The sequence below is a fragment of the Prosthecobacter fluviatilis genome, from assembly GCF_042655725.1.
Lineage (GTDB): Bacteria > Verrucomicrobiota > Verrucomicrobiia > Verrucomicrobiales > Verrucomicrobiaceae > Prosthecobacter > Prosthecobacter fluviatilis.
Window position 1 is genome coordinate 1 of the sequence record NZ_JBHSMQ010000006.1, and the last position, 13,130, is coordinate 13,130.

Below are 13,130 nucleotides of genomic sequence, written 5' to 3' on the forward strand. Positions count from 1 at the left end.
TACCGTCTGTTCTGGCGTCCCGGGTGCTTTGCTGTCCGACGGCCTCCAAGGGCCTTGAGTGCCCGCAGGCTCCCCGGAACGCTCTGCGGCAGGTTGGTGTAAAGGGCCAGCCTGCCGCAGCATCCAGCCTGCGGCCAGCTTAGCCGCAATCACGATTGCAGAACAACCCCATCATACAAGGAGTGTCCATCGTACTTGGGGGAGCGTGCTTGCGCAGGGGAGCGCTTGCTAAAGCTCGGCATCCTTGGGCTGAAATACGGAAGGCCGTTGGCCTTCGAGAGCTGGCTGGCGAGGTGGTGCGTTCGAGGGTAGCGTTCGAGGGGTGCGTGGAGGGCGTAAGCGGATGCGGCCTGCGGAAAGCGGTGGCTGCGCTCGTGCCTCGCTGCGCGGCCGCAGTCCAAATGGGGGAGGCCTAACTTTGAGTGTTTTTGGACACGCTCGGGGACGGGCGGGCTGTCGCCACACCCGTCGTACGGGCAGTCTGCTGACTGCTGGGAGCCGCACTCGGAGAGTGTGGACGACTTCGCGCTGGGTGAGTGGGAACGTGACGAGCGAGTGATTGGTTCCCGGATCAGTTGCGGCGCAACTGAGCTACTTTGGCGGGCGGAGGAGCCCTGCTGCTTGAGACTGCTGGGAGCCGCACTCGGAGAGTGCGGACGACTTCGCGCTGGGTGAGTGGGAACGTGATGAGCGAATGATTGGTTCCCGTATCAGTTGCGGCGCAACTGAGCTACTTTGGCGGGCGGAGGAGCCCTGCTGCTTGAGACTGCTGGGAGCCGCACTCGGAGAGTGCGGACGACTTCGCGCTGGGTGAGTGGGAATGTGATGAGCGAATGATTGGTTCCCGTATCAGTTGCGGCGCAACTGAGCTACTTTGGCGGGCGGAGGAGCCCTGCTGCTTGAGACTGCTGGGAGCCGCACTCGGAGAGTGTGGACGACTTCGCGCTGGGTGAGTGGGAACGTGATGAGCGAATGATTGGTTCCCGGATCAGTTGCGGCGCAACTGAGCTACTTTGGCGGGCGGGGGAGCCCTGCTGCTTGAGACTGCTGGGAGCCGCACTCGGAGAGTGCGGACGACTTCGCGCTGGGTGAGTGGGAATGTGATGAGCGAATGATTGGTTCCCGGATCAGTTGCGGCGCAACTGAGCTACTTTGGCAGGGCGGGGACGAGGAGCTTGGCGCGATCGGCGGCGTCTTTGTCGCGGGGGCGGTAGCGGAGGAGCTCGCGGGCGGCGGCGGGGGAGCCCTGCTGCTTGAGGGAGGTGAGGTAGTCTGAGAAGGACTGGCGCTCGAGGGGGGAGATGGGGCGGGTGGCGGCGGTGGCGAGGAGCCAGCGGGCCCAGGTGTGGGCGGTTTCTTCGCCTTTGGCGGGGGTCTGGGGAATGGCGGCGACGGCGGCCTGGAAGTCTTCGAGGGAGACTTCTTCGATGTTGCCTGAGGGATTGAGGCGGAGGCGGGCGAGGCCTTCGGCGAGCCTGAGGAACCACTCGGGGAGGGTGGTGCCCTGGGGGGGCATGGCGGCGCTGAAGAAGCCGTGGCCGGAGACGCGGAAGAGGACCTGGGTGCCGTCGTCGGAGACGCGGGCGACGACGATGCCTTCTTCTTCGTCGGTGGTGCGGGGGGTGTCGCGGATGCCGGGGGTGAGGCAGTTGCCGCTGCGGAGCTCCCAGACGCGGAGTTCGCCTTCGTCGGTGACGGTGACGAGGCGCTGGTCGTCGGGGCTGAGGGCGAGGACCGGCACATAGGAGTGATGTGGCATGGTGACGATGTTCTGGCGGGTGGCGATGTCCCAGACGCGGACGGCGCGGTCGCGCCCGGAGGTGATGAGGAGTTTTCCGTCCTGGGTGAGGGTGACGGCGCCGACGGCGGGGGGATGGTGGAAGGGCTTGCCGAGGGGTTTGAGGGTTTTGGCGTCGTAGATGAAGACGGTGCCGTCGGGGTCGGCGGCGGCGTAGAGGGATTTCTGGCGGTTGGCGCCGCCGGCTTCGGAGAAGCGGAGCTGCTCGGGGGAGTTGTCCGGGCCTTTGATGCGGGTGATGAGGTTTTTGTCGAGGACGTCGACGAATTTGCGGCGGGACATGCGCTCGTGAATGTCCCAGACCTGGATGGAGGGGACGCCGCGGGGGGCGAGAACGAGGTAGGAGCCGTCGCGGGTGATGCGGGCGTCTTTGACGGAGTATTCGATGTGGGAGGAGAGGAGGGCTCCGGTCTGGATGTCGAAGACGCTGACGTCGCCGTGCCTGGAGAGGGTGGTGATGAGGCTGGTGTCTGCGGCGGGGGTGGCTTTGATGATTTCGCCGTCGTGCTTGCGGGTGGGGAAGCGGAGGTGGCCGTCGTTGAGGTTCCAGATGTGGACGTAGCCGCCGCCGTCGCCGACGACGATGCTCTGGCCGTCTGCGCTGAAGGCGAGGGAGGTGATGGAGGAGGGGTGGGTGAAGGGCTTGACGACTTCGCCGCCGTTGCGGAAGCTGCCGACGAAGACTTCGCCGTTGTTCATGCCGAGGGCGATGAGCTCTTTGGCGGGCTCGATGGCGACGTGGAGGAGGCCTTTGTCCACCTCGACGGGGTCGCCGACGGGCTGGCCGAGGCGGAGGTCCCAGGTGGTGGCGGCGCCGTCGGGGCCGGTGGGGTCGATGAGGCTGCCGCTGAAGATGGAGGTGGCGAAGACGCCGTCGTTGTCCACGGCGATCTCGCCGACGGCGCCTTTCTGCTTCATGACGACGGCGGGCTGCTGGGGCTGGCGGAGGTCCCAGAGGTGGATGGAGCCCATGTCGCTGGCGTCCACTTCGCTGCCTGCGAGGAGTTTGGTGCCGTTGCCGGAGAAGGTGATGCAGGTGACGATGCTGGGCATGCGCGGCTGGAGATTGCGGCGCCTGCCGTCCTGGAGGGTCCAGAGCTCGACGTTGCCGTCGTCGCGGGCGATGACGGCGTGCTGGCCGTCGGGGGTGACGTCGAGGCAGGTGATTTCGACGCCGGGGGGGACGGGGTGGTCGGTGCGCTCGCCGGTTTTGGTGTTCCAGACGGAAATGACCTGGCGGCGGGGGGGCGGAGGGGCGGAGGGCTGGACGGCGGGTCGGATGAAGGAGGCGGCCAGGACTTTGCCGGTCTCGCGGCTGATGGCGACTTTGGAGGCTTCTGCGGCACCTTCGGGCAGGGTGAGCGGGGCGGTGTCCGGGCGGATGAGGTGGACGTTGGCGAGGAGGGAGAGGAGATTGACGGAGGCGAGCTCGTTGGAGGGGTCTGTGCGGAGGGAGCGTGTGAGGTAGGCGACGGCGTCGTTGTACTGGCCGCGCTCGGTGAACTGGCGTGCCATCTGCTCGTCGGAGCGGCTGAAGGATTTTTTGAGGTTTTCGCGGCCGAGCTCGGCTTCGGCGCGGTTGCGCTCGGCCTTGAAGTAGAGGGCGGTGCTGGTGATGCCGCCGATGAGGACGGCGAGGGCGATGGCGATGGCGGCGGCGACGCCGACGCGATGACGGCGGACGAACTTGGTGATGAGGTAGCTTCTGCTGGGGGGGCGGGCGGTGATGGGCTGGAAGCTGAGGTAGCGGGTGATGTCGTCGGCGAGATCGTCTGCGCTGCCGTAGCGGCGGTTGGGGTCGCGCTCGAGGGCCTTGAGGGCGATCCAGTCGAGGTCTCCCTGGACGGTGGGCTCGATGGAGGAGGGCTTGGGGGGATCTTTCTCCGCGAGGTCGCGGAGGAGGATGTGGACGGGCTTGGAGGCGATGTCCGCCGGGGTGATGAGGGGCTTGCCGCAGATGAGCTCAAAGAAGACGCCGCCGAGGGCGTAGACGTCTGAGCGGGTGTCGACGTGGGAGCTGCCGTTTTCGATCTGCTCGGGGCTGATGTAGCCGGGGGTGCCGACGAGCTGGTCGACGCCGGTGGCGATGGTGTGGCCGGAGCCTTCGCCTTCGAGGACCTTGGCGATGCCGAAGTCGATGACCTTGGGGACGGCCTTGCCGGCTTCGTCCATGACCATGATGTTGCCCGGCTTGATGTCGCGGTGGATGATGCCCTTCTGGTGGGCGTGATTGACGGCGCGGCAGACGGGGATGAAGAGTGCGAGGCGCTGGCGGAGGTCGAGGTCGTTTTGCTTGCAGTAGCTGGTGATGGAGCGGCCTTTGACCATCTCCATGACGAAGTAGGGGGCGCCGATGTCCGTCTCGCCGGCATCGAGGATGCGGGCGATGTTGGGGTGCTCCATGATGGCGAGGGTGCGCTGCTCGATGGCGAAGCGGCCGAGGATGTCTGAGGAGGTGACGCCTGCCTTGACGATCTTGATGGCGACGATGCGGTGGATGGGCTTGACCTGCTCGGCGCGGTAAACGACGCCGAAGCCGCCTTCGCCGAGCTTGTCGAGGAGGCGGTAGCGGTCGCCGATCCAGCCGTCATTGCCGGTGAGGGACTCCATGTGCGACCTCGGCTTGGAGGTGCTGCCCATGGAGGCCATGGAGGCTGCGGTGGCGGCGGGGAGGCCGCCGTGGCTGGGCAGGGTGGCGGCACCGGGGAGGGTGGCTGCGCCTGGGAGTGTCCGGGGCTTTCCGGTGGGGATGGCGATGGTCTGATCCTCCGGGCCGAGGGTGATGCTGCCGGTGGCGAGGGAGGGCGGAGGCTGGGGGGCGGACCCCATGGTGGCCGCCGGGAGGGTGCGGCTGGGATTGGGGATGGCGATGGTCTGATCTTCCGGGCCCAGGGTGACCATGCCGGTGAGGATCTCCTGGGGGGGCGGGGGAGTGCTCTGCGCGGGTGAGGGCGGCCTGCCTGGCTTGAGATTGGGGATGGCGATGGTGACATCCTCGGGCCCCATGGTGACCATGCCGGTGGGTGTTTCTTCGGGCGGCATGAACTTCGCATCCGTGTCGTCCGAGGGGGTGGGTGCAGGTTGGGCCGGGTCAGGGTTCACAGGGGCAATGTTTCAGAGAACGGCCCTGCGGGCAAGCCTTGTGAAACGGTGGGTGCAAAAAGGTTGGGGGGTGTACTTTTCTGGATGTTTGCTTGCAGATTTTTTCTGAGGGCGGGAAATTCGAGCCTTTATTTTATGAGCGGACAAATCGGCTACATCTCCAATGGCAGACTTTATCTGAAACCGAGGGATGGCGGTGAGGTGGAGATCGTGTCTGAATTTGCCAGCCAGCTGAAAAAGCGGCTGCAGAGCGTGCAGGACCGGCAGAGCTTCCGGGGCGGCGGCAGTGGTGCCAGCTTTCTGCGCGGGGGGCTGCCGTCTGCGGAGGGGGTGAGCGTGGAGGACACTTTTCACAGTGAGTTTTCGTGCGCTGGGAGCCAGGGGGAGGCGGTCTGCTACGCGATCGATGCGGACGGTGTGCGTGCGCTGTTCGAATACCAGCCTGAAGAGAAGTATGAGCGCCGCCTGCTGCATGGCCCGAAGCACCGGTTTACGTCGATCTCGACACGGCGGAGCGAGGACGGGCCTGAATGGCTGCTGGCGGCGGCGCAGGACCATGGGGTGAGCCGCGTCTGTCTTTTCAGGCCGGAAGCGGGCGGAGGTCTGGTGGAGCTGACGGAGGGGGATTCGCTGGACACTTTTCCAGTGTGGGAGCCTGGGGAGCAGCGGGCGCTGGTGTATCAGACGTGCGGGATCGGCCGTCATGCGCGGACGAGTGAGTGGGCGGGGCTGGGGCCTGCGGCTCTGCACCGGCTGAATCTGGACACCCGCGCGATGGAGACGGTGGCTGAGGATGAGCGGTTTGACTTTCTCTGCCCCGCCTTTTCGCCGGAGGGGGTGCTGTACTACCTGCGCAGGCCGTATGAGCCTTTCCATACGCCTTCGTTTTGGGGCATCCTGAAGGACATCGTGCTGTTTCCTTTCCGGCTGGTGCGGGCTGTGTTTGGCTTTTTGAATGTGTTTTCGATGCTGTTTACGGGCAAGCCTTTGCAAACGGCGGGCAAGCCTCCGCAGCCGCAGGCGGCAGACCCGAAGGCGGTGTTTCTGCACGGGCGGTGGGTCAGCATGGAGAAGGCGATGCGCAAGGCGGCGCAGGAAGAGCTGAGCAACCTGGTGCCACGCAACTGGCAGCTGATGCGCCATGTGCCCGGGGAGGACGCGAAGGTGGTCTGCGAAGGTGTGATGGCCTATGCGGTGGGCGCGGGTGGGACGATCTTTTTTTCGAATGGCTCGGGGGTCTTCCGCCTGGAGGCGGGGGGCGCGAAGCCAGAAAAGGTGAGCACGCGCAGGCTGGTGACCTCCCTCTTTGTGGTGGGGGCCTGAGTGCTGCGCCGACGGCAGGCTTTTTGCCGCCAGGCTCCGGGGCAGTGTGGAGATTTTGATCGCCTTTCCCAGCGGCACCCTTCAGCATGTGCGGGCATGAGTTCCTCCCCTCATCCTCTGTTTGTTCTGGCTGCGCTGGGCTGTGTGGCGACGGTGATCATGCTGATCACGGCGTGCAAGGTGCGGCGTGCCGGACTGAAACTGCTGCTGGTGCTGATCTCCGTCGTGACGCTGGCGCCTGCGGGACTGCTGCTGCTGGCGCTGCATCCGGAGTGGACGGATGAGAGGCTGCGGACCTACAAGGAGTTTTACGAAGGTATTGAGCTCGGGATGACCCGTGCAGAAATCATGGACTGGCAGGCGCGGAAGTACCCTGCGGAGGGAGGACGGAAGAGGCCCCTGCTCATGATCGAGGATGACAGGAGCCTGACTTTTTTCATGGATCCGGAAAATGCAGCAGAACCCAATTGCGAAGGCATCATTTTGGCTTTCAAAGAGGGCAAGCTGAAGTCCAAGACCTACTCCCCCGACTGAATGCCATGCCGCTCTGGAAACGCCTTGTGCGTCTGACCGTCCTTTTCCTCCTTGTGCCTGTGATTTTTCTGCTCAGCTGCCAGTCCGGCCTGATCTACCACCCGAATGCCTACCAGGTGGAGCATGAGGCCATGCTGGAGAGCGCGCACGGGCAGCGTGTGAGGTTTGAGACCTCCCAGGGGGGGCAGACGGCGTTTTACATACCCCCGCGTGCGCCGGAGAGAGGGCTGCCGCGGACGGTCTGGCTGTGCTTTGGAGGGAACGGGGCCCTGGCGCTGGACTGGCTGTATGAGGCCGACCAATGGGACGCGAGCTATGCCTACCTGCTGGTGGACTACCCGAGCTACGGTGAGTGCGAGGGCCACCCGACTCCGGCGCGGATCCGCGAGAGCGGCAAGGCTGCGGTGGAGGCGCTGGCCGTGCACCTGCACACCTCCATGTCTGAGCTGCAGCCGCGGCTGGCTGTGCTGGGACATTCCCTGGGCGCTGCGGCGGCCCTGATGGCGGCGGCGGATCTCGACATCCGGCGCGGTGTGCTGCTCTCTCCCTTCACCACGATGACGGACATGGGCCGGATCGTGCTGGGCTGGCCGCTGTGCCACCTGAACATGCACCGGTTCAACAACCGCCAGACACTGGAAGAGATGGCCGCACGCGCAGGGGCGAGATTTGTGATATTCCACGGGGCTGAGGATGAGGTGATCCCGGTGCGAATGGGGGCCGAGCTGGCGGCGGCCCACCCGAAAATGGTGACCTTTCAAGCTGTGCCGGGCGGTCACCACAACGACCTGCTGGACCTGATCTCCCCCCAGGTCGGGCTGGCAATGGCGAAGGTGACCGGGGAAACGCCCAGGCAGCAGCCGGCGCAGGTGAAATAACGGGGCTTTTGCGCCCCCCGGCGGGCCTCCTTTTCCCCGTGCCGCCAGAGCTGGCAGCGGGCTGAATTTTCCCGCAATCAGACGGTGGTTGCTTTCAGGCGCTGCTGTGCTCTGATGAGCGCTCAATCCCCACCCCAAGCCCATGTCTGCGCACTCCCATTCCTCGGAAAAATCCTCCTCCATCTGGTCTGTTCTCAACGTGATCATCGGATCTGCCATCGGTGGTGGTGTGCTGCTCTGGGTGCTGGCTTTTGTATTCGATGGCCTGGGCTCCCTGCGTCCGAAGCCGAAAGCCGAGGCTGCGCCAGCCGCCGCTGCTGCACCGGCTGCTGCACCGGCTGCTGCGCCTGCCGCCGCCGCACCTGCGGCTGCTGCCGCGCCAGCCGCAGCCCCTGCCGCCGGCCTGGCTGTGCTGGAGGTGACCCTGAAGCCAGAAGGCCCCAGCGGCATGGCTTTTGACACCAAAACCATCAGCGCGAAGGCGGGTCAGAAGATCAAGCTGACCTTCAACAACACGCACCCGCTGCCGCTGCCGCACAATGTGGTGATCGGCAAGGCGGGCACCAAGGACAAGATGTCCGCGATCGCCACCGCCGGCATGACCATCCCGGACAAGGGCTTCATCCCCGACTCCCCGGACATCCTCGCCCACACCAAGCTGGTGCAGCCCGGCCAGAGCGAGAGCATCGAGTTCACCGTGCCAGCCGCCGGTGAGTACCCCTTCTTCTGCACTTTCCCCGGCCACTTCATGCTGATGAACGGCGTCATCACCGTGCAGTAAGCCTCAGCTTTTCCTTACAGCCATGGCCGTCTCCATCAGTGTCGATTACGAAGGCGGCCTGCGCTGCCGGGCCACGCATGGCCCATCCCAGAACCAGTTCATCACCGACGCCCCTGTGGACAACCACGGGAAGGGGGAGTCCTTCAGCCCCACCGATCTGGTGGCCACGGCGCTGGCCTCCTGCATGGCCACCGTCATCGGCATCAAGGCCCAGCAAAAGGGCTATGACATCGCGGGCATGAAGGTGAGCGTGGAGAAGCACATGAGCGAGGACAGCCCGCGCCGCATCGTGCGCCTGCCCATCACCATCGAGATCCCGCTGCCGGAAGATCATCCGGACCGCAAGCTTCTGGAAGCCACCGCCCTCGGCTGCCCTGTGCACCACAGCGTGCATCCGGACATCGACAAGCCGGTGACGTTTGTGTGGAGCGGCAAGTAAGCCGCTCTGTGCGTGCGTGGCGGTTGTTTGTCCAGCCGCCACGGATCAGCGTTGACCTGTTTTCAACAGCTCGTGGTATTATGGCATCAGGTGCCGCCGAGTGGGGGAGACGTTCATCGTGCAGGTCGGGACTGCCAGCGAACGGGGAGAATCATGACTGCCCATGTCATCCGCAAGAAGGGACGGGAGGGGGCTTCTGCACTTGTGCCCGGCCTGCCTAACGAAGCGCCCCACTGGTGGATCAACAAAGGGGTTCCGGTGAGCGTTTGTCCCAGAGGAGAACGCCAGGGAGGAATTGTGGCCCAGCTACCAAGTCTAAGGCTTGTCCTAGCGCACCCAGCGTGCGCCGCTGGAGAGGCCCACGTGCCAGTTGCGCAGGTGCATGTCGGAGTAGTCGGTCTTGCCCTGGGCGCCCACCATTTTGGTGCCGGTGGCGCGTTTCCAAGCTTTGCTGAAGCTTTCGGCGGTGTGGCAGCCCCAGCTCTGGCAGTAGGCCTTGCCGCTGAAGGCCCAGCGGCTGATCTTGCGCAGGTCGTTCTCATGCAGCCAGGCGGTGGAGGTGGCGTAGACGTCCGAGCTGTAGTCAAACATGAAGCTGTACTTGTTGGAGTGGCCGAAGTACTCGAAGCCGGAGATCTTCAGGCCGCTGCGGCCTGCCGCGCCTCCGTGATTGATGTAGCGGATGAGTTCGTCCGTGCTGCGGAACCAGACGAGATTGATGTAGGGGTAGGCCTTGGTCACGGACTCCACGTTCTGCATCAGAGGCTGGTGCTCGGAGGCGGCGCGGCGGACGTAGGCGTCCCGATACACCAGCCAGGTGATGCGTGTGCCCGCAGGGGCGGTCTGGTGGATCTCCTGCATGCGCACACGGGCGGTGCGGATGAAGTTTCCCCACCAGCGGTCATGCTGCTCCCCGGGTTTGCGCAGGTCTTCAAACTCACGCACCGCAGGCCCGCCGCTGACGACGAGGTATTCGGTTTCTGCGGCGGCCTTGGTGGCGAAGCCGCAGGTGATGAGGAGGAAAAACGTGGAGAGGAGCAGTCGGGTCATGACGGCGGGCAACTAAGCACGGCTACTTCGTTTCGACGAGCTTGAAGTTTTTGAACTGCACCACCATCGGCGGGCCGGCGTGGATCTGCAGGGCCAGCAGGCCTTCCTTGGGGGCGTTGGCTGCGTCTTCGTCGGTGACGTCGATGGTCTGCATGCCGTTGATGAAATGCTGCACGTGGTTGCCCTTGGCGACGATGCGATACTCGTTCCAGTCTTCGGATTTGATGCTGGCCTGGATGGCGTCGCTTTCGCCCACGCTGCCGGTGACTTCCACCACGGCTTTCTTGCCGCCGTCTGCGGCGGGCTTGATCACGGTTTTTTCACCGCGCTTGGCGAGGATGCCGCGACCGCGCTCCTCATAGAGGATGCCGCTGTAGGTCTTGCCGGCCTCGAAGTCGGCCTGATAGCCGCTGATGATGGGGCCGTTTTCGCCGGCAGGGAGTTCCTTGCTGCGGTACTGCACACCGGAGTTTCCCTTTTCGATGCGGTACTGAAACGTGAGCTCGAAGTCGCCCACGGTGCCGCCTTTCCAGATGAGGAAGGTGTTGTGCTTGAGGATGCTCTTGACCGGGGCGTCGGGTTTCTCAGGGTCGGCAGGGGCCGCGGGCGTCCTGCCGGTGATGGCGCCGTCCTGCACGCTCCAGAGGTCCTTGTTGCCTTCCCAGCCGGTGAGGTCCTTGCCATTGAAGATTTCTTTTTCCTCTGCGCTGGCGAAGGAGAGGGCGGCGAACAAGGCGGCAAGGGCGAGGTGCAGTTTCATGATGGGTTGGTGGTGAGAATCAGTCGGGCGAGGTTTAACGTGCAGGCTCAGGTTTGTCTATCGCTTTGCGGGAAGGGCCGGATCGTGCTTGCTGTTTGGCAAGGGGGGTGATAACGCGGCTGACGATGCAACTCCCCCGCTTCTTTTCGTCGCCGTGGCTCTGGCGTGTTCTGGTGCTGCTGTGGTTTGGCACGCTGTACTGGCTTTCGTCCCAGAGTCATCTGCCGTCGCCGGCGAAGTTTGAAGGTGTGGACAAGCTGGAGCACGCGGTTTTTTTCTCGGCTGGCGGCATGTGCTTTGTGCTGAGCCTGCGTCTGGCGGGCCGTGCCGGAGCCACGGCGATGGCCATTCTCGCATCCGTCCTGTTCTGTGGGGCCATCGGCGGCTTTGATGAGTGGCACCAAACCTACACGCCGGGCCGCAGCGGCGGGGATGTGTGGGACTGGACGGCTGATGTGTTCGGCGGCTTTATAGGCGCCTGCATCGCCATGTGCGTGCAGAAGTGGGCGGGCCTTGGCAGGCCGGCGGTCACGCAGGGGTAGAGGCAGGGCTTTGAATCGTGCGCTGGGGCTGTCGTGGGCAGAAGAGGCCTCAGTTGCGGCGCAACTGAGCAACTTGGCTTCGCCTTATTTCAGCGGGAAGTAATACATCAGCACCGCCGTGAGGAAGACGTTTGCGAGCGCGAGCTCGAAGAAGACCTTCCAGCCGAGGGCCATGAGCTGGTCAAAGCGGAAGCGGGGGAGGGTCCAGCGGATGATGATGAAGAAGACGATGAAGCCGAAGACCTTGGCGAAGAAGGTGCCGATGTGCAGCAGGCCGGTGTAGAACGGCGTGGTGTCAGGCGTGTAGTGGAGCTGCAGCGGGATGATTTTCTCCAGGTAGGGCCAGAAGGGGATGCTCCAGCCGCCGAGGAAGAGTGTGACGGCCATGCCGGAGCCGATGATCATGGCGGCGTATTCACCCATGAAGAAGAGGGCGAACTTCATGGAGCTGTACTCGGTGTGGTAGCCGGCGACGAGCTCCGTTTCGCACTCGGCGAGGTCAAAGGGGAGGCGGTTCGTCTCGGCAAACATGGAGACGGTGAAGATGACGAAGGAAATGACGATGGGGATGAGGAGCACCCAGCGGGAGAGGCTGAGGCCTTCGCCCCAGAAGGGCAGGAGCAGCCAGCCGTTGGCGTCCTGGAAGGAGGACATCTTGGTGAGGTTGAGTTCGCCAAAGATCATCAGCACCGGGATGATGGACAGGCCGAGTGACATCTCATAGGAGATCATCTGCGCGCTGGCGCGCACGCCGCCGAGGAAGGGATACTTGGAGTTGGAGGACCAGCCGGCGAGCACGATGCCGTAAACGCCGAGGGAGGCGATGGCGAAGGTGAAGAGAGGGCCGATGCTGAGGTCTGCGATCACCAGCTTGACCGGTTCGGCGATGCCGAGGAAGGAGAGATTGAGCTCGCTGCCGAAGGGCAGGACCACGCAGGTGAGGAGCGCGGGCACCACGGTGAGGCAAGGCGCCAGCCAGTAGTAGAAAGTGCGGACATGGGAGGGGACGAAGTCCTCCTTGAGGATGAACTTCAGGCCGTCTGCGGCTGCCTGGGCGAGGCCGCCGATGCCGAAGGGCTGCCAGTCTTTCTTGAAGCCAAAGAGGGTCAGCGGCACGCCCACGCGGTTGGGGCCCACGCGGTCCTGGATGACGGCGGAGATGCGTCGCTCAAAGTAAACGGCGATGGACACCAGGGGGAGGATGACCAGAAAGGTGAGGAAAACGATCTTCCCCACCGAGACGGCGAGCGCAATGAGATCGAAGGTGGCGAGCATGGGAGTGTACATCGGCGGCTCGATTATCAGGGTGCAGCCGGGGGCGGCAACCGCAATTTGTGAAAAATTTCACAAAGTCTCCCGCCGCAGCCTCCAGGGCCGCAGGGCTCGTCATTCGGATTTACTCATTCGTCATACCTCCGCCTACCGCACCGGGTCGGTGAAATTCCCCGGCTTCACCGGCGGCTTGGCTCCGGGCTCATCGGGTCTCGGCGCCAGGTGGTCGGCGATGCGGAAGATGGCCAGGATCAGCTCCACGGTGACACGGGCCACGATGAGGTAGAGCAGAAAGGCCAGCGGGGCCGTGGCCATCTGGAAAAGGCCGGTGAAGGTGCCGTTTTTAAACCCGCTGAACATGTAGGAGAAGGCGTAAAAGGCCGCCGCCAGCAGGCTGAGCACGTAGAGCATGCGCACCAGGCGCGGCGTCACAAAGCGCTGGAAGGAGAGATCCAGCACCAGATCGAGGACGGCGCGGATCTGCAGCCAGAGGCTGGAGAGCACGGAACTGGAGGGGGGCTCGGCATTCATGGGGGCAAGAGTAGGCCTGTGCCAGGCAGGTGCAACCGGCCAGATCACAGGCTGAAACGGGAACCTTGTGGCGGTGCTGGAATACTGGTTGCGCGTGGGGAGAACCGCAGCCAGAATCCG

11 protein-coding genes are annotated in these 13,130 nt (G+C 64.3%); 6 read left to right on the forward strand and 5 right to left on the reverse strand.

The window, feature by feature from the left end; translation table 11 throughout:
• Nucleotides 1-1,147: 1,147 nt before the first annotated feature.
• Nucleotides 1,148-4,900 carry a WD40 repeat domain-containing serine/threonine protein kinase gene (locus ACFQDI_RS16200; protein WP_377168619.1) on the reverse strand — a complete coding sequence of 1,251 codons (3,753 nt, stop codon included), beginning with the start codon at nucleotides 4,898-4,900 and terminating at the stop codon, nucleotides 1,148-1,150.
• A gap of 135 nt (nucleotides 4,901-5,035) precedes the next feature.
• Between ACFQDI_RS16200 and ACFQDI_RS16205 the strand changes: the two genes are divergently transcribed.
• The 5 genes from ACFQDI_RS16205 to ACFQDI_RS16225 all read left to right on the forward strand — a co-directional run bounded on the left by ACFQDI_RS16205 (nucleotide 5,036) and on the right by ACFQDI_RS16225 (nucleotide 8,855).
• Nucleotides 5,036-6,223 (forward strand): TolB-like translocation protein, encoded by a 1,188-nt coding sequence (locus ACFQDI_RS16205; protein WP_377168621.1) that lies wholly within the window; start codon nucleotides 5,036-5,038, stop codon nucleotides 6,221-6,223.
• Nucleotides 6,224-6,319: 96 nt separating this feature from the next.
• On the forward strand, nucleotides 6,320-6,757 hold the full coding sequence (locus ACFQDI_RS16210) for a hypothetical protein (protein WP_377168623.1): 438 nt from the start codon (nucleotides 6,320-6,322) through the stop codon (nucleotides 6,755-6,757).
• A gap of 5 nt (nucleotides 6,758-6,762) precedes the next feature.
• A complete protein-coding gene (locus ACFQDI_RS16215) occupies nucleotides 6,763-7,635 on the forward strand; it encodes an alpha/beta hydrolase family protein (RefSeq protein WP_377168625.1) in 873 nt (290 codons plus the stop codon).
• Between the two features lie 142 nt (nucleotides 7,636-7,777).
• On the forward strand, nucleotides 7,778-8,416 hold the full coding sequence (locus ACFQDI_RS16220) for a plastocyanin/azurin family copper-binding protein (protein WP_377168627.1): 639 nt from the start codon (nucleotides 7,778-7,780) through the stop codon (nucleotides 8,414-8,416).
• A gap of 22 nt (nucleotides 8,417-8,438) precedes the next feature.
• The gene (locus ACFQDI_RS16225; protein WP_377168629.1) at nucleotides 8,439-8,855 is read left to right on the forward strand and encodes an OsmC family protein; all 417 of its coding nucleotides are present in this window, start codon (nucleotides 8,439-8,441) and stop codon (nucleotides 8,853-8,855) included.
• Nucleotides 8,856-9,182: 327 nt separating this feature from the next.
• Here ACFQDI_RS16225 and ACFQDI_RS16230 read toward each other — a convergent pair whose 3' ends face one another.
• Both ACFQDI_RS16230 and ACFQDI_RS16235 read right to left on the reverse strand, forming a co-directional pair.
• Nucleotides 9,183-9,905 carry a hypothetical protein gene (locus ACFQDI_RS16230; protein ID WP_377168631.1) on the reverse strand — a complete coding sequence of 241 codons (723 nt, stop codon included), beginning with the start codon at nucleotides 9,903-9,905 and terminating at the stop codon, nucleotides 9,183-9,185.
• A 22-nt stretch (nucleotides 9,906-9,927) separates the two neighbouring features.
• A complete protein-coding gene (locus tag ACFQDI_RS16235) occupies nucleotides 9,928-10,665 on the reverse strand; it encodes a 3-keto-disaccharide hydrolase (protein WP_377168633.1) in 738 nt (245 codons plus the stop codon).
• 125 nt (nucleotides 10,666-10,790) lie between these two features.
• Here ACFQDI_RS16235 and ACFQDI_RS16240 point away from each other — a divergent pair, with 125 nt between their 5' ends.
• Nucleotides 10,791-11,207 carry a VanZ family protein gene (locus tag ACFQDI_RS16240; protein WP_377168635.1) on the forward strand — a complete coding sequence of 139 codons (417 nt, stop codon included), beginning with the start codon at nucleotides 10,791-10,793 and terminating at the stop codon, nucleotides 11,205-11,207.
• 84 nt (nucleotides 11,208-11,291) lie between these two features.
• On the opposite strand, the gene ACFQDI_RS16245 is transcribed toward ACFQDI_RS16240, so the two are convergent.
• Together ACFQDI_RS16245 and ACFQDI_RS16250 are read right to left on the reverse strand one after the other, a co-directional pair.
• Nucleotides 11,292-12,482, reverse strand: a complete 1,191-nt coding sequence (locus ACFQDI_RS16245; RefSeq protein WP_377168637.1) for a complex I subunit 1/NuoH family protein — start codon at nucleotides 12,480-12,482, stop codon at nucleotides 11,292-11,294.
• Nucleotides 12,483-12,626: 144 nt separating this feature from the next.
• Nucleotides 12,627-13,010, reverse strand: coding sequence for a DUF4282 domain-containing protein (locus tag ACFQDI_RS16250; protein ID WP_377168639.1), 384 nt, complete (start codon nucleotides 13,008-13,010; stop codon nucleotides 12,627-12,629).
• Between the last annotated feature and the right edge of the window lie 120 nt (nucleotides 13,011-13,130).

What these genes read in the sequence shown, in the direction of transcription:
- ACFQDI_RS16205 (WP_377168621.1), top strand. Translation starts at nt 5,036, where the DNA reads ATGAGCGGACAAATCGGCTACATCTCCAATGGCAGACTTTATCTGAAA.
- ACFQDI_RS16210 (WP_377168623.1), top strand. Translation starts at nt 6,320, where the DNA reads ATGAGTTCCTCCCCTCATCCTCTGTTTGTTCTGGCTGCGCTGGGCTGT.
- ACFQDI_RS16215 (WP_377168625.1), top strand. Translation starts at nt 6,763, where the DNA reads ATGCCGCTCTGGAAACGCCTTGTGCGTCTGACCGTCCTTTTCCTCCTT.
- ACFQDI_RS16220 (WP_377168627.1), top strand. Translation starts at nt 7,778, where the DNA reads ATGTCTGCGCACTCCCATTCCTCGGAAAAATCCTCCTCCATCTGGTCT.
- ACFQDI_RS16225 (WP_377168629.1), top strand. Translation starts at nt 8,439, where the DNA reads ATGGCCGTCTCCATCAGTGTCGATTACGAAGGCGGCCTGCGCTGCCGG.
- ACFQDI_RS16230 (WP_377168631.1), bottom strand. Translation starts at nt 9,905, where the DNA reads ATGACCCGACTGCTCCTCTCCACGTTTTTCCTCCTCATCACCTGCGGC.
- ACFQDI_RS16235 (WP_377168633.1), bottom strand. Translation starts at nt 10,665, where the DNA reads ATGAAACTGCACCTCGCCCTTGCCGCCTTGTTCGCCGCCCTCTCCTTC.
- ACFQDI_RS16240 (WP_377168635.1), top strand. Translation starts at nt 10,791, where the DNA reads ATGCAACTCCCCCGCTTCTTTTCGTCGCCGTGGCTCTGGCGTGTTCTG.
- ACFQDI_RS16245 (WP_377168637.1), bottom strand. Translation starts at nt 12,482, where the DNA reads ATGCTCGCCACCTTCGATCTCATTGCGCTCGCCGTCTCGGTGGGGAAG.
- ACFQDI_RS16250 (WP_377168639.1), bottom strand. Translation starts at nt 13,010, where the DNA reads ATGAATGCCGAGCCCCCCTCCAGTTCCGTGCTCTCCAGCCTCTGGCTG.